Genomic DNA, 14438 nt, shown 5'->3' on the forward strand with positions numbered 1-14438 from the left:
TTTTCACAGCCCCTGCCCCGGTTTCACGTCTTTCAATTCCATTGCCTTGGCCGGATCGCGCATCATTTGGCCGACGATGTCCTGACGCTTGATATCCTGACGGTGGCGCAGCGTCAGCACGATCGCCCCGATCATGGCTACCAGCAGGATCAAGCCCGCCAATTGGAACAGAAGAAAATATTGGTCGTAAAGAATGACCCCCAGCGCTTCGGTGTTATGGCGATCCGCCGGAACTGGCTGCGCAAGATTGGCCGCCGCGCCCTGGGCACTGTCCCAGGCGCCAAATGCCATGACGAACTGCATCAGGATGACCAAACCAATCAGCAGGGCCAGTGGCATGTATCGTGCCATCTCGGCCTTCAATTCGGCAAAGTTGACGTCCAGCATCATCACCACGAACAGGAACAGAACCGCGACCGCGCCCACGTAGACGATGATCAGCAGCATCGCCACGAACTCGGCCCCCAGCAGTACGAACAGCCCCGCCGCGGACAGGAAGGAAAGGATCAGCCACAGCACCGAATGCACCGGCTGGCGGCTGATTACTGTGAACAACCCTCCGGCGATAGCGCTGATGGCAAACAGATAAAAGGCAAAGACGGTCATTGATCCTTATCCTCGTTGCCGCCCATGACCTCTTGCGCCAAATCCAAGGCGCGAGTCATGGCCGGGATGCCGGCAAAGACCGACATCTGTCCGATCGTTTCCACGATCTCTTGATTCCTGGCCCCGGCTTCAAGCGCGTGGCGCACAGTCTGGCGTACGGCAGTGTCCGCTTGTGCGCCCTGACATGTTAACCCCGCCAACGTCAACAGAAGACGGGTCTTGGCGTCCAAGCCGTCGGTGTTGACGGTGTTTCCAAACATCATCTCCATGACTTCTTTGGGCATTGTCGGCCACAGCGCCTCGAACCCTTTGGGCGAGAAATTCTCCATCGCCGGGTTCATCGCCTTGGCCATGTCCTGAGCCTGCTTCATCATCAGCTCAAACGGATTTGTCGGGCTGTCGCTCATCGGTACGGCGCGTCCATTTCCAGATTGCGGGCGATCTCGGCTTCCCAGCGTTCGCCATTATCCAGCAGTTTTTCCTTGTCGTAGAACAGCTCTTCCCGCGTTTCGGTGGCGAATTCAAAGTTCGGGCCTTCGACGATGGCATCGACTGGGCAGGCTTCTTGGCAGAATCCGCAGTAGATGCACTTGGTCATGTCGATATCATAGCGCGTGGTACGGCGGCTGCCGTCCTCGCGCGGTTCGGCGTCGATGGTGATGGCTTGCGCCGGGCAGATCGCCTCGCACAGTTTGCAGGCGATGCAGCGTTCTTCACCATTCGGATAGCGGCGCAGGGCGTGTTCACCCCGGAAGCGCGGCGACAGAGGACCTTTTTCGTGCGGGTAGTTCACGGTCGCCTTGGGCGCGAAGAAATATTTCAGCCCCAGCTTCATGCCGACCCAGAAGTCTTGCAGCAGGAAGTATTTGGCGGCGCGAGTGTAGTCGATTTGTGTCATGCTCAGCCTCCTACGCTCCAACGGGCAAACGCGCCCCAGAACCAGTCGAATTTCGCTGCGAAAGCCACGAAAACCACCCATGCCAGCGAAAATGGCAGAAACACCTTCCAGCCCAGGCGCATAAGTTGGTCATAGCGGTAGCGAGGTGTAATCGCCTTGACCATTGCGAAGAGGAAGAAGAAGAACGCCATCTTGCCGACCATCCACAACACGCCGTCCGGCAAGCCCGGGACTGGCGACAGCCAGCCACCAAAGAATAGCAGCGTGGTCAGTGCGCACATCAAGAAGATCGCGATGTATTCGCCGGCCATGAACAGCAGGAATGGTGTCGCCGAGTATTCGACCTGATAACCGGCGACCAATTCCGACTCTGCCTCGGGCAGGTCGAACGGAGGCCGGTTGGTTTCCGCCAATGCCGAAATGAAGAACAAAAAGACCATGGGAAAGTGCGGCAGCCAGTACCAGCTAAAGAAACCGAACCTACCATCCTGCGCATGCACGATCTCGCCAAAGTTCATCGAACCGGTTGAGATAATCACACCTATGATGATCAGGCCAATTGAGACCTCGTAGGAAATCATCTGTGCGGCAGACCTAAGTGAACCAAGGAACGGATACTTTGAGTTCGACGCCCAACCGCCCATTATCACGCCATAAACTTCGAGTGATGAGACGGCAAAAACGTAGAGAATGGCCACATTTATATCCGATAGCACCCAGCCATCGTTAAACGGGATTACGGCCCAGGCGATCATGGCCAAAACGAAAGAGGTCAGCGGAGCAAGGATGAATACCGTACGGTCTGCTCCCGCTGGAATGACCACTTCTTTGACGACATATTTCAATGCATCGGCCACAGATTGCAGAAGGCCATACGCGCCAACCACATTGGGGCCGCGTCGCATCTGGACAGCTGCCCAGATCTTGCGATCACCGTAGACAAGGAACAACAGCGAGATCATCACAAAGGCTACAACGGCAAGCACTTGCGCGAGAATAATTATGGCTATTCCGCCGGGGGTGTTAAAGAAATCAGCCATTTGTCCTCACACCGTGGATCGTCGGAATTACATTTTGATCGGCATTTTTTTTCATTCTGCGGCGATCCTGTCTGTCTTGAGCGCCTTAGCCTGCGCTGAGAGTTCAGCCATCAGTTGTGAAGCGCGCGCAATCGGGTTCGTCAGATAGAAATCCTTGATTGCATAACGGAAGGTGGCCTTGCCAAGCTTCGCCGGCTTTAAATGCTGCACCTTATTTTCGATCACTTCGTCTACCTGAGCCAAATGCGGGACAGCTTCGATCAACGCAGTTCTCAACTGCGCCAAAGTGTCGAATGGCAAGGTTGCGTCCAGTTCTGCCGACAGAGCCCGAAGAATCGCCCAATTCTCCTTGGCCTCACCTGGCGCGAATCCTGCCCGCATGGCCAGTTGCGGGCGGCCTTCAGAATTTACGAACAACGCGTTTTCTTCAGTGTATGCGGCACCCGGAAGGATCACGTCAGCGCGGTGTGCGCCCCTATCGCCATGGCTGCCCTGATAAATGACAAATGCACCTTCACTGATCTCAACCTCGTCGGCACCCAGATTGTAAATCACGTCAGCCGAACTTATTGCTTCCATACCATTTTCGTTGGTCGCATCCACGTCCATCGCACCGACTCGCGACGCCGCTATGTGAAGCACCAACAGACGGCTTTCTGTATTTTCTGCAACTGTCTGAGCAGCTGCCAGAACGGCGTTACCATCAGCCTCTTGCAAGGCGCCCTGGCCAACAATGATCAAGGACCGCTTGGCCTTGATTTCGTCGTCACCGCTCATGTCGACAACCTTTTGCAACGCGGCACGGTCTTCGCCCATGTGGTGATAATCATAGGTCAGATCGACGGCAGGCCCGATCAAAGCCACTTCGGCCCCGTGGGTCCAAGCTTTGCGAATGCGGGCATTGAGAACCGGAGCTTCGTCCCTGGGGTTCGTCCCGATCAGCAAAATGCGTTCGGCTGTGTCAATTTCTTCAATCGCAGCAGTTCCTACATACGCTCCGCGGTTGCCAGCAGGCAGCTCGGCTCCATCAGTACGGCATTCGACAACACCGCCCTGCCCTTCGATAAGTTGCTTCAGTGCAAACGCAGCTTCTGTTGGAGCCAAATCACCGACTATCCCGGCGGGCTTTTCAGCGCCTTTCAGAGCGTTTGCGGCTTTGGTCAGCGCCTCGGTCCAGGTCGCCGGACGTAGTTTACCGTTTTCTCGCACATACGGTTTGTCTAGCCTTTGACGCCTCAGGCCGTCCCACACAAACCGCGTTTTGTCACTGATCCATTCCTCGTTAACCCCATCGTGGTTTCGGGGTAGGAACCGCATGACCTCGCGACCCTTGGCGTCTACGCGAATGTTGGAACCCACTGCATCCATCACATCAATGGATTCAGTTTTGGTCAGTTCCCACGGGCGGGCGGTAAAGGCGTATGGCTTTGACGTCAACGCACCGACTGGACACAAGTCGATTATGTTGCCCTGCAAATTCGATTGAAGCGTTTGGTTCAAATATGAAGTGATTTCCGCATCTTCACCTCGCCCGGTCTGACCCATCTGAGTGATCCCAGCGACTTCGGTTGTGAAACGCACACAACGAGTGCAAGAGATACACCGTGTCATCGCCGTTCCAACGAGCGGACCAAGATCCAGATCATCCACCGCTCGCTTGGCTTCTTTGAATCGCGAGCCAGAGACGCCGTAGGCCATCGCTTGGTCCTGTAGGTCGCACTCTCCGCCCTGATCGCAGATCGGGCAGTCGAGCGGATGGTTGATCAGCAGGAACTCCATAACCCCTTCACGGGCTTTCTTTACCATCGGAGAGTTCGTTTTGACCACCGGCGGCTGTCCTTCCGGACCCGGACGCAGATCGCGAACCTGCATCGCGCATGATGCCGCTGGTTTTGGCGGGCCGCCCACAACCTCAACAAGGCACATCCGGCAATTGCCAGCAATCGACAATCGCTCGTGATAGCAAAACCGGGGCACTTCAATTCCCGCTTGCTCGCAGGCCTGAATCAAGGTCATGGCCCCATCGACTTCAATTTCCTGTCCATCGATGTTGATCTTGCGAAGGTCAGACATGGTCTAGTTCGCCCTCAAATAAACGCCAATGGCGCTGTTTCTTTCAATTTCCTTCCGACCCAGGGAACAGAAGGTTTTCGGGTTATCATAGGACACACCATTCTGAGCCAGATATGCCTCACCTTTGGCGCGCATTCTGTCTTTTTCAGAATCCGATTCCACGTAAGCGCGAATTTCCTGATCCGAGTAACCCAGACTGTTTGCTTTGGATTTCAACCCCCACATCACACCAATCGCTTTCAGGCGGCGTCCGCTGATTGACTCGCAATATTCAGAAATTTCGTTTGCAACTGCGATGTAGTAGAGTTCGTTGTCTATTTCTTTCACTTCGCGCAAAGGTGGTTTTGCCTCGGCCGCGACCGGAACACTAGCAGCTATTATCAATGGGAGCATTTTCAGAATGGACATAGGCTTTCCTTTCGTTCTGTGCAAAACAGAACGAAGCCTGAACCGAGTGCTATGCAATAACACCTTCATAGCCAACCTATTTTGAAAACCTTTCTCGATCATGGCCGCTGACACTTTCCCGCAAATGTCAGTTTGTCGTTTTCGATGCGCAGCGTTTGCGGTTCGGAGTCAGGCCCCACTTTCCATTCGATTTTGGAAGACCCAAAATTCCGAATACAAAACCTAATTCCCTCATAGCGCCCAGCCTCACGAGCACCATCTAGCGAGGCACCGACGCCATTCACGGTAACAGTGAAATCTGCAGGCGACGCTCGTTTGTCTACCGAACGGGCGTTGGCACGAAAATATATTCCATCAAACAGGACACGATTGTTTGACGATTTTGCTCCACATCCGGACAAAATAGCCAAACAAAGGAAGGCAGAAAGAAGAACACGTAAGGAAACCCAGGGTTTCCTCGTGCCAAAAGCGCCATAGCGCCATACCTTCAACCTATGTCCCGCTTCACTGTTCATCAGAATGCAGCTACCAGCGCAATAAGTCCCAGAATGAACATGCATGCCCAACCCAGAACATAAAATATCGACCTCGGACCCGCATTCGGTTTGCCAATACCGCGCAAGTGGATGACCAGCATTACAATCCGAGCCACTAGAGCGACCGAAGCCAGCAAGTTCACCCAAAAGGGGCTTGCGCCCAAAAGAATCGCGGCGACCGTAACGGTCAGGAACGCAGGTAAGGTTTCAGTCCCGTTCAAATAGGCTCGGTTCAGTCGATACGCCTTATCAGAATAATCCTGCTCGGGCGTGCCTCCAGGAGCCAGCCCCTTTCCTTGCTTGGCCAACGCCGTGAAAGGCGACATGAAAAGGACGATCAATGTAAAGATCACCAAAGAGGCAATCGCGTGGGAATATTCAGCAAATACTTCCATTAGAATTACTCCGCAGCTATCGCACCAATACGGCCTGATTTTTGGGCCTTGATGCGGTCTTCGATCTCTTCGCGAAAATTGCGGATCAAGCCTTGAATTGGCCATGCCGCAGCGTCGCCAAGGGCACAGATCGTGTGACCTTCTACCTGTTTGGTCACATCAAACAACATGTCGATTTCTTCGAATTCGGCTTCGCCTCGGACCAAGCGGTCCATAACCCGCATCATCCAACCCGTGCCTTCCCGACATGGTGTGCATTGTCCGCAACTTTCGTGCTTGTAGAACTTTGAAAGCCTCCAAATCGCCTTGATGATGTCAGTGGATTTGTCCATCACAATTACGGCTGCCGTTCCCAGTCCCGAACCCAACTCGCCGCGAAGATAGTCAAAATCCATTATTGCATCGCGCATGTTTTCGCCGCGCACGCAAGGCACTGAGGACCCACCGGGAATTACGGCCAGCAGATTATCCCACCCACCGCGAATGCCGCCGCAATGAGTTTCGATCAGTTCTTCAAACGAAATCGACATAGCTTCTTCGACAACGCAGGGGTTGTTCACATGGCCAGATATCGCAAAAAGCTTGGTTCCGGCGTTGTTCTGGCGCCCAAAACCAGCAAACCAATCAGCACCACGCCGCAGGATAGTCGGCACAACGGCAATCGACTCCACGTTGTTCACTGTGGTCGGGCAACCGTAAAGCCCCGCACCAGCAGGAAACGGAGGTTTCATCCGGGGCATGCCTTTTTTGCCCTCAAGGCTCTCAATCAGCGCGGTTTCTTCCCCACAAATATAAGCTCCAGCACCGTGGTGAAGGAACAGATCGAAATCCCATCCCGATCCGGCGGCGTTTTTGCCCAAAAGACCTGCGTCATATGCCTCGTCAATCGCAGCCTGCAGTGCCTCCCGCTCGCGGATGTATTCGCCACGCAGATAGATGTAACAAGTATGCGCATTCATGGCGAAAGAAGCGATCAAGCATCCTTCGATCAGGGTGTGAGGATCATGGCGCATAATCTCTCGATCTTTACAGGTGCCGGGTTCGGATTCGTCGGCGTTCACAACAAGATAAGCAGGGCGCCCGTCGCTTTCCTTAGGCATGAATGACCATTTCAGGCCAGTTGGAAAACCCGCGCCGCCGCGACCGCGAAGACCCGAGTCTTTCATCGTCTGAATGATCCAATCGCGTCCCTTGCCGATCAAACCTGCGGTACCGTCCCAATGCCCGCGGGCTTGCGCGCCTTTTAGCGTTCGTTCATGCATCCCATAGACGTTGGTAAAGATCCTGTCCTGATCCTTCAGCATCGCTCGCTTACCCTTGGTTGTCCTGACGCATCCGCCAGAGTTGAAAAATATTGACACCCGCGTAGATGAATCCTGCCAGAGCGGCAAAATCAAAAAGCAAGGCATAACGCCCCGGCAATTCCATCGCGGGGCCAATAAATAGCGACATCGCAAGCCAGAAAAGCATAGTCACCGCGATGACCACGCCAATATGTCGGCCCTTTCGGGCTATTGCCTGTTCTTTGTCTTTGTCCATCTCACCCTGATGCCTCAATGGGCACCGTTGTTCAGTCTTCGTAAATGCCATCTTTCTTGGCACGCTTCGCAAATTCTGTATCCTCTCCAACCGCCAGTTTGACCGCTTGCTGAATCCAACCATCTCGCTCTATCCGACCCTTGAATTTCAACCGGGAGTCCACCCATGCGACGTTTTCCGGCGTCCATTTCGCTATCTGGTCAAAGTGGAAAAATCCGAGATCGTTTAGGGTCTGTTCCAATTTGGGACCTACGCCCTTCAAAAGTTTCAGATTGTCAGGTTTTCCATTTCGGGCGTCCGTCAGAATCTCTGGCTGGTCATCTGTTTCCTTGGCCTTGGCTTCGGCAGCCTGTCTTACAGCAGGCTTCCGCGGAGCCTTCGCCTTTGGCGGTTTCGGTGAAGTCTTGTTAGCCGCCGCTTTGCCATCTTTACCAAGCCACGGAGTAAGGATCGGTATTTCAGTTCCGTCAATTCTTTTGATCGTATCGCCCAGATCTGCGGCCAGAGCGACGCTTGCATTGTATTTCGGCTTGTCGCCTTCATGTTCCATTAGGCTGGTCAATCCGCCCAAAGGTTCCGCAGCGTAGCGTCCGTTCTGCGGACCAGGGGTCGGAACCTTACCCGCCGCCAAATCTTCAATGATGCTGGAAAAACTTTCGGCCGTCAGGTCTTCGTAGTAATCCTTGCCGATCTGAGCCATCGGCGCATTGGTGCAGGAACCAAGACATTCAACTTCTTCCCAGCTGAGCTTGCCATCTGCCGACAGTTCATGCGGTTTCGCCGAAATCTTTTCCTTGCAAACAGCGATCAAATCCTCGGCCCCGCATATCATGCAAGAAGTCGTGCCGCACACCTGAATATGCGCAATAGAACCAACGGGTTGAAGCTGAAACATGAAGTAAAAAGACGCAACTTCAAGCACGCGAATATAGGCCATGCCAAGCATATCGGCGACGGCCTCGATCGCCGGACGGCTTAGCCAGCCCTCTTGTTCTTGCGCGCGCCAAAGCAGCGGGATAACCGCACTGGCTTGACGCCCTTCAGGGTACTTGGTGATCTGCGCTTCGGCCCATTGCCGATTTGCGGCGGTGAAGGCAAAGCTATCTGGTTGCTCGGGATGCAGTCGACGAAGCATTAGCGGTCTATCTCTCCAAATACGACATCCATCGTGCCGATAATGGCAGCGACATCGGCCAACTGGTGACCTCCGGCAACATGGTCCATTGCTTGCAAATGCAGGAACCCGGGCGCTCGAAGCTTGGCGCGATATGGTTTGTTGGAGCCGTCAGCCACCAAATAAACGCCGAACTCACCCTTTGGTGCTTCGACAGCGGCATAAACTTCGCCCGCAGGTACGTGGAAGCCTTCAGTGTAAAGTTTGAAGTGATGGATCAGGCTCTCCATGGAAGTCTTCATATCCGAGCGCTTTGGCGGTGTGATCTTTCCGCGCGCCAAAACGTCACCGGGGCATTCGCGTATCTTGGCGATTGCCTGACGAATGATAAGAAGCGACTGGCGCATTTCTTCCATACGCACCAGATAGCGATCATAACAATCGCCGTTCTTGCCAACGGGAATCTGGAACTCGAATTCGTCGTAGCATTCATAAGGCTGTGCACGCCTTAAATCCCATGCCAGGCCCGATCCGCGCACCATCACGCCCGAAAAGCCGTATTTTTGGATGTCGTCTTCGGTCACAACGCCAATATCTGCGTTGCGCTGTTTGAAGATGCGGTTTTCAGTCAGCAGGCCATCAATGTCGTCTAGAACAGAGGGAAATTCGTGGCTCCATGTCTCAATATCGTCCAGCAGTTCCGGCGGCAGGTCCTGATGCACTCCTCCAGGACGGAAATAAGCAGCATGCAAACGAGCACCACACGCGCGCTCGTAGAAAACCATCAGTTTTTCGCGTTCTTCGAAACCCCAAAGCGGCGGAGTCAATGCGCCGACATCCATTGCCTGAGTGGTCACGTTTAGCAAGTGGTTCAGTACGCGCCCGATCTCGGAATAAAGGACGCGGATCAATGAGCCACGACGCGGCACCTCGACCCCTGTCAACTTTTCAATGGCCAGGCACCATGCGTGTTCCTGATTCATTGGCGCCACGTAATCCAGCCGGTCAAAATATGGCAGGTTCTGCAGATAGGTCCGGCTTTCCATCAGCTTTTCCGTGCCACGGTGCAACAAGCCGATATGCGGATCGCAACGCTCCACGATCTCTCCATCCAGTTCCAGCACAAGACGCAACACACCGTGCGCTGCCGGGTGTTGTGGGCCGAAGTTGATGTTGAAATTGCGAATCTTCTGCTCGCCACTTAGCGCGTCGGCGCTACCGTCATCGTATCGAGAGCCGTCCATCATTACCGCCCCCGCTTTTTCTTGTTCGCCTCAGCCCGAACACGGACATTTTTTGACTCAGCTGCTTTGGCCGCTGCACCAGCAAGCAATACGCCCAGCGCACCCACGAAAATTATTTCCCCCAGCATCTCAGCGACGCTCCATTTCTTGCAGCTTCATGGCCATCACCCAAAGCAGGACCAAGGTTCCAATCGGGACGACACAAACCACCACCCAGAATTTCTGGATTCCGAAATGCGGCAACAACTTTATCATCGGGATAATCGTTGCCACGGTTATGACCAGCCAGATCAGAAACTCCATAATTTACGACTCCTGCTTCTCGTCTCCCGGAAGAATGTAGTTCGCACCCTCCCATGGGGACATGAAATCGAATTGACGGTATTCCTGCACAAGAGAAACAGGTTCGTATACGACACGCTTTTGCGCCTCGTCATATCGTACTTCTGTATAGCCGGTGGTCGGAAAATCCTTGCGCAGTGGATATCCGCGAAAACCATAATCGGTCAGAATACGGCGCAAATCCGGATGCCCTGAAAACAGAATGCCGAACATGTCAAAAACTTCGCGCTCGAACCAATTGGCCGATGGGTGAACTTCGGTAATCGAAGGCACCATGTCTTCCTCTCGGATCGAAACCCGAAGCCGAACGCGTTGGTTCCGGTACATCGACAAAAAATGGTAAACAACGTCAAACCGCTTGGCGCGTTCAGGATAATCCACCCCGGTGATGTCCACCAGAGTTGAAAACTGGCAGTTACGGTCGGATTTCAAATGCTCGACAAACTCGACCAGATTTGACGGGGCGACATCGATGTTCAGCTCCCCATGGGTAACATCCCAGGACAGAACACAATCGGGACGCTTGAGTTCTATATGCGTGCCAAGTTCGTTGAGTGCTTCGCTCATCAACTTTCTCCTCAGCGCACTATGGTGCCGGTACGGCGAATTTTGCGTTGCAGCTGCATCAAACCGTACAGCAACGCCTCGGCAGTCGGGGGACATCCGGGAACATAGATATCTACCGGAACGATGCGATCGCAACCACGAACGACCGAGTAGGAGTAGTGATAATATCCACCGCCATTCGCGCAAGATCCCATCGAGATCACGTAGCGCGGCTCGGGCATCTGATCATATACCTTGCGCAGAGCCGGAGCCATTTTGTTAGTCAGCGTTCCTGCAACGATCATAACATCGGACTGCCGCGGCGAGGCGCGGGGCGCAATACCAAACCTTTCAGCATCGTAACGCGGCATCGAAGTATGCATCATCTCGACCGCGCAACATGCCAGCCCGAAAGTCATCCAGTGCAGCGAACCGGTGCGTGCCCAATTTATAATGTCTTCGGTAGACGTCAGCAGAAATCCCTTATCCTGCAACTCGGCGTTCAGGGTCTGGGTCGCAACTTCTTTGTCAACACCAGCGGTATTGGCACCCGTCATCACTCCCATTCCAGCGCCCCTTTCTTCCATTCATAGGCAAAGCCAATGGTCAGAACGGCCAAAAACACCATCATGGACCAGAAGCCAACATCGCTGATGTCCTTGAACCCTACGGCCCAGGGGAAAAGAAATGCGATTTCAAGGTCAAAGATGATGAACAGAATCGAAACCAGATAGAATCGGACGTCGAACTTCATCCGGGCATCGTCGAACGCATTGAAACCACATTCATATGCGCTGACCTTTTCAGGGTCGGGATTGCGTACGGCAAGCACTACGGCAGCAAGAATCAGTACGATTCCCAAGCCTATAGCAACGGCCAGAAACACCATAATCGGGAGGTATTCCCGCAACAGGTCTTCCACGAATAGCTCCTTTCCCGCGCAGGCCTCGAATGGGTGCGCCGTCAATTGGCAGTTTGACTGGACATTCTCTATCCGTGTGGGGTGATAGGGTCAACCGAACACAAACGCACAGGGGACGAATTCTCGAACCCAAACAACCCCGTATCTAACACGGTTCGCAGGCACAGTTAAAAAGTTGCAAGAACTAGCTAAGCCTAGCAATTCCAATTAGGTTTCCGTTTGTCGAAAAACGCGGCAATCCCTTCGCCGGCTTCGTCAGTTTCCCACCTTTCAACCAGCGCGTTGATGGTTTGATCGATCACTTTATCGTCGATTCTGGGTCCCAGCGTTCGGATCAACGATTTGGCCGATGCTACTGCACCCGGCGCACAGGCAAGATACGGCTCCACTTCGGCCTCGACCGCGTCTGCCAAGTGGTCAAATGGCACAGCCTTGGATAGCAGACCGAGGTCAACAGCCTCAGCGGCGTCAAACAATCGCGCCGACATAAAGACACGTCTTGCACGCGCTTCGCCCATGCGCGCTATCACATAGGGGCCGATGGTCGCAGGTATAAGCCCCAGCCGGGTTTCGGTCAGGGCCATTTTCAAATTGTCTGCACCAAGAGCAACGTCGCAGACCGCCGCCAAGCCTACGCCTCCGCCAAACGCATTTCCCTGCAGGGCGCCAATCAGAGGTTTGGGCAGTTCGTTGAGGCTCTGTAACATCTCGGCCAGTTTGCGTGCTTCGGCAAAGCGGGTTTTTGCATCTGCCGCCATTTGCTTCTGCATCCATCCTAGATCACCGCCGGCACAGAAACTCTTGCCCGTACTTGCAAGAACAACCACACGGACCGCGGGATCTTGCGCCAATTGGATCGCGGCATCAGTCAATTCCGCAATCATTTGCGCCGACATCGCATTATGTTTTTCAGGGCGGTTCAATGACAGCGACGCAACGCCCCGGTCGTCGGTCGCTAATGAAATTGTTTGGTACATTCCAACCCTTTCATCATTGGCGCATGGCACGGGCCATTTGCGCTGCTTCTTCCAGAACTGCTTCGTCCAGCCCTGTTTGATACCCTAACCTGTGCAGATGCGCGGCCACCTCCTCGGTCGCGACATTACCTGCCGCCCCGGGCGCATAGGGGCAACCGCCTAAACCACCGACTGCAGCATCGAAGACCCGTACGCCCAAAGTCAGTGCAGCATCGATGTTGTCGATAGCCCTGCCATTGGTGTTATGAAAATGACCGGCTAGCCGCGTGACTGGGACACGATCCCGCACGGCCAGCAGCATTTGTGCCACCGAATCCGGAGTACACTGTCCGATCGTATCTCCTAATGAGATCTCGTAACAGCCCAGGGAAAACAAACGGTCCGCGACCTCTGCGACTTTATCTGGCGGCGTTTTTCCGTCATAAGGGCAATCCGTAACGCAGGACACATAGCCTCTCACAGGCAAGTCTATGTGTCTCGCGGCTTCGACAATAGGAATGAACCTTTCAATCGATTCCGCGATAGTGGCATTGATGTTCGCTTTGGAAAATCCTTCGGACGCTGAGGCAAACACTGCGATCTCGTCGGCATTAGCCGCCAATGCATCCTCGTACCCGCGCATGTTTGGTGTCAGAGCTGCATAGCGCACTCCTTCCTTGCGAGTAATCCCTGCCAAAACCTCTGCGCTTCCTGCCATTTGCGGCACCCATTTTGGCGAAACAAAACTAGCGACTTCAATTCGGTGAAATCCTGCCTGACTAAGGCAATCGACCAATGCCACTTTCTCGGATACCGGAATTTGGCGCTTTTCATTCTGAAGTCCATCGCGCGGCCCAACTTCAAAAATCTCGACCGGTTCAGCCATTGCTAAGCCTTTCTTTCATTAAATCTGATCAGAATTCTCGGCAGCAGAACTACGGCCAAACTTTTCGAAACAGATCATTCCTCTTGTAAACGGACAAGCGCCGCCCCCGCTTCTACCTGTGCACCGGCGGAAGACAAAACTTCGGCAACAACGCCGTCTCGCGCGGCGAGCAAAGCATGCTCCATTTTCATAGCCTCTAGAATAACCAGCCTATCGCCTTTGCTAACTGTTTGACCCATTTCCACAAAAACGGCTTTTACGAGACCGGGCATCGGCGCTTCGATCAAGTTGGTATCACCGGCGGCGGCAGTGTCCCGATCAAGCGGGTCAACGACATCGAAACTGTGGCCGTAGTCACAAAAGACAGTGATCTTTGATCCGGAAACAGCCACATTCGGCATCGGAGTGTCCTCCAGACGCCAACGGCCATCAACGCGTTCAGCTGCAACCGTTTCGTCGTTTACGCTCCAGACTTGAATATCCGGTCCTTTGACTTGAACATCGAACACAATCTGTTGTCCGTCTTGTTCCAATTGAACCGAACGGCGCAAAGGCGACCACAGTGTAAACCCGACATCGTCACCTGGTTCGAACAGTTGAAGCGCCGCCATAGCTGCGGCTACTCCAATTTTTGCCGATCCCTGACTTTGACTGGTCAGGTACTCGATATCACGCCCTATTAACCCGGTGTCCACGTCACCTTTAATAAATTCTTGATGTCGCGCCAGTGCGCCGAGAAAGGCAAGATTGGTTACTGTCCCCGCAACTTCTGTTTCCTGCAAAACGCGGTCCAGCACTTTCAAAGCCACCCCGCGTGTCGGACCATGAACTATCACTTTTGCGATCATCGGATCATACCAAGGGCTGATTGCGTCCCCGGCACGAACGCCGCTGTCAGCTCTGCAATCTGCGGGAAACTTTAGATGCGTCAGC

Annotated in this window: 18 protein-coding genes; all 18 read right to left on the bottom strand. The window is 53.9% G+C overall.

Features of this window, described 5'->3' with window-relative positions; genetic code table 11:
• Positions 1-3: 3 nt before the first annotated feature.
• Positions 4-606 carry an NADH-quinone oxidoreductase subunit J gene (locus tag AC2FNE_RS19835; RefSeq protein WP_496806108.1) on the bottom strand — a complete coding sequence of 201 codons (603 nt, stop codon included), beginning with the start codon at positions 604-606 and terminating at the stop codon, positions 4-6.
• Positions 603-1013 (bottom strand): carboxymuconolactone decarboxylase family protein, encoded by a 411-nt coding sequence (locus AC2FNE_RS19840; protein ID WP_170478972.1) that lies wholly within the window; start codon positions 1011-1013, stop codon positions 603-605. The genes AC2FNE_RS19835 and AC2FNE_RS19840 overlap by 4 nt, the downstream gene beginning before the upstream one ends.
• Positions 1010-1504, bottom strand: a complete 495-nt coding sequence (gene nuoI, locus AC2FNE_RS19845; RefSeq protein WP_039524264.1) for an NADH-quinone oxidoreductase subunit NuoI — start codon at positions 1502-1504, stop codon at positions 1010-1012. The genes AC2FNE_RS19840 and nuoI overlap by 4 nt, the downstream gene beginning before the upstream one ends.
• A gap of 2 nt (positions 1505-1506) precedes the next feature.
• Entirely contained in the window at positions 1507-2544 is a 1038-nt protein-coding gene (gene nuoH, locus AC2FNE_RS19850; RefSeq protein WP_170478970.1) for an NADH-quinone oxidoreductase subunit NuoH, read from the bottom strand.
• A 51-nt stretch (positions 2545-2595) separates the two neighbouring features.
• Entirely contained in the window at positions 2596-4617 is a 2022-nt protein-coding gene (nuoG, locus tag AC2FNE_RS19855; RefSeq protein WP_170607989.1) for an NADH-quinone oxidoreductase subunit NuoG, read from the bottom strand.
• Positions 4618-4620: 3 nt separating this feature from the next.
• Positions 4621-5025, bottom strand: coding sequence for a DUF5333 domain-containing protein (locus AC2FNE_RS19860; RefSeq protein WP_170478967.1), 405 nt, complete (start codon positions 5023-5025; stop codon positions 4621-4623).
• A gap of 514 nt (positions 5026-5539) precedes the next feature.
• A complete protein-coding gene (locus AC2FNE_RS19865; RefSeq protein WP_170478965.1) occupies positions 5540-5956 on the bottom strand; it encodes an MAPEG family protein in 417 nt (138 codons plus the stop codon).
• Positions 5957-5961: 5 nt separating this feature from the next.
• Positions 5962-7260 carry an NADH-quinone oxidoreductase subunit NuoF gene (gene nuoF, locus AC2FNE_RS19870; protein WP_496806109.1) on the bottom strand — a complete coding sequence of 433 codons (1299 nt, stop codon included), beginning with the start codon at positions 7258-7260 and terminating at the stop codon, positions 5962-5964.
• 7 nt (positions 7261-7267) lie between these two features.
• On the bottom strand, positions 7268-7495 hold the full coding sequence (locus AC2FNE_RS19875) for a DUF5337 domain-containing protein (RefSeq protein ID WP_170607993.1): 228 nt from the start codon (positions 7493-7495) through the stop codon (positions 7268-7270).
• 31 nt (positions 7496-7526) lie between these two features.
• Entirely contained in the window at positions 7527-8630 is a 1104-nt protein-coding gene (gene nuoE, locus AC2FNE_RS19880; protein WP_170607994.1) for an NADH-quinone oxidoreductase subunit NuoE, read from the bottom strand.
• The gene (locus AC2FNE_RS19885; RefSeq protein ID WP_170479050.1) at positions 8630-9853 is read right to left on the bottom strand and encodes an NADH-quinone oxidoreductase subunit D; all 1224 of its coding nucleotides are present in this window, start codon (positions 9851-9853) and stop codon (positions 8630-8632) included. Before AC2FNE_RS19885 ends, nuoE begins: the two co-directional genes overlap by 1 nt.
• Before the next feature lie 129 nt (positions 9854-9982).
• The gene (locus AC2FNE_RS19890) at positions 9983-10156 is read right to left on the bottom strand and encodes a hypothetical protein (RefSeq protein WP_170478957.1); all 174 of its coding nucleotides are present in this window, start codon (positions 10154-10156) and stop codon (positions 9983-9985) included.
• Between the two features lie 3 nt (positions 10157-10159).
• A complete protein-coding gene (locus AC2FNE_RS19895; RefSeq protein WP_170478955.1) occupies positions 10160-10762 on the bottom strand; it encodes an NADH-quinone oxidoreductase subunit C in 603 nt (200 codons plus the stop codon).
• Between the two features lie 11 nt (positions 10763-10773).
• Complete coding sequence (locus AC2FNE_RS19900; RefSeq protein ID WP_120635911.1) at positions 10774-11307, bottom strand: NuoB/complex I 20 kDa subunit family protein; 534 nt, start codon at positions 11305-11307, stop codon at positions 10774-10776.
• The gene (locus AC2FNE_RS19905; protein ID WP_170607996.1) at positions 11298-11663 is read right to left on the bottom strand and encodes an NADH-quinone oxidoreductase subunit A; all 366 of its coding nucleotides are present in this window, start codon (positions 11661-11663) and stop codon (positions 11298-11300) included. The genes AC2FNE_RS19900 and AC2FNE_RS19905 overlap by 10 nt, the downstream gene beginning before the upstream one ends.
• Positions 11664-11857: 194 nt before the next feature.
• Positions 11858-12640 carry a crotonase/enoyl-CoA hydratase family protein gene (locus tag AC2FNE_RS19910; protein ID WP_496806110.1) on the bottom strand — a complete coding sequence of 261 codons (783 nt, stop codon included), beginning with the start codon at positions 12638-12640 and terminating at the stop codon, positions 11858-11860.
• A gap of 13 nt (positions 12641-12653) precedes the next feature.
• Entirely contained in the window at positions 12654-13505 is an 852-nt protein-coding gene (locus tag AC2FNE_RS19915) for a hydroxymethylglutaryl-CoA lyase (protein ID WP_496806111.1), read from the bottom strand.
• A gap of 74 nt (positions 13506-13579) precedes the next feature.
• Positions 13580-14438 (bottom strand): acyl-CoA carboxylase biotin carboxyl carrier protein subunit (locus AC2FNE_RS19920; RefSeq protein ID WP_496806112.1); only part of this gene is annotated, 859 nt, incomplete at its 5' end.

Source organism: Ruegeria sp. YKSD179 (assembly GCF_059612885.1).

Excerpts from the sequence above, each read along its gene's own strand:
- AC2FNE_RS19835 (WP_496806108.1), bottom strand. The coding sequence starts at position 606 with ATGACCGTCTTTGCCTTTTATCTGTTTGCCATCAGCGCTATCGCCGGA.
- nuoG (WP_170607989.1), bottom strand. The coding sequence starts at position 4,617 with ATGTCTGACCTTCGCAAGATCAACATCGATGGACAGGAAATTGAAGTC.
- nuoH (WP_170478970.1), bottom strand. The coding sequence starts at position 2,544 with ATGGCTGATTTCTTTAACACCCCCGGCGGAATAGCCATAATTATTCTC.
- AC2FNE_RS19910 (WP_496806110.1), bottom strand. The coding sequence starts at position 12,640 with ATGTACCAAACAATTTCATTAGCGACCGACGACCGGGGCGTTGCGTCG.
- AC2FNE_RS19885 (WP_170479050.1), bottom strand. The coding sequence starts at position 9,853 with ATGGACGGCTCTCGATACGATGACGGTAGCGCCGACGCGCTAAGTGGC.
- AC2FNE_RS19840 (WP_170478972.1), bottom strand. The coding sequence starts at position 1,013 with ATGAGCGACAGCCCGACAAATCCGTTTGAGCTGATGATGAAGCAGGCT.
- AC2FNE_RS19875 (WP_170607993.1), bottom strand. The coding sequence starts at position 7,495 with ATGGACAAAGACAAAGAACAGGCAATAGCCCGAAAGGGCCGACATATT.
- nuoI (WP_039524264.1), bottom strand. The coding sequence starts at position 1,504 with ATGACACAAATCGACTACACTCGCGCCGCCAAATACTTCCTGCTGCAA.
- AC2FNE_RS19915 (WP_496806111.1), bottom strand. The coding sequence starts at position 13,505 with ATGGCTGAACCGGTCGAGATTTTTGAAGTTGGGCCGCGCGATGGACTT.
- AC2FNE_RS19890 (WP_170478957.1), bottom strand. The coding sequence starts at position 10,156 with ATGGAGTTTCTGATCTGGCTGGTCATAACCGTGGCAACGATTATCCCG.
- nuoF (WP_496806109.1), bottom strand. The coding sequence starts at position 7,260 with ATGCTGAAGGATCAGGACAGGATCTTTACCAACGTCTATGGGATGCAT.
- AC2FNE_RS19865 (WP_170478965.1), bottom strand. The coding sequence starts at position 5,956 with ATGGAAGTATTTGCTGAATATTCCCACGCGATTGCCTCTTTGGTGATC.
- AC2FNE_RS19895 (WP_170478955.1), bottom strand. The coding sequence starts at position 10,762 with ATGAGCGAAGCACTCAACGAACTTGGCACGCATATAGAACTCAAGCGT.
- AC2FNE_RS19860 (WP_170478967.1), bottom strand. The coding sequence starts at position 5,025 with ATGTCCATTCTGAAAATGCTCCCATTGATAATAGCTGCTAGTGTTCCG.
- nuoE (WP_170607994.1), bottom strand. The coding sequence starts at position 8,630 with ATGCTTCGTCGACTGCATCCCGAGCAACCAGATAGCTTTGCCTTCACC.
- AC2FNE_RS19900 (WP_120635911.1), bottom strand. The coding sequence starts at position 11,307 with ATGGGAGTGATGACGGGTGCCAATACCGCTGGTGTTGACAAAGAAGTT.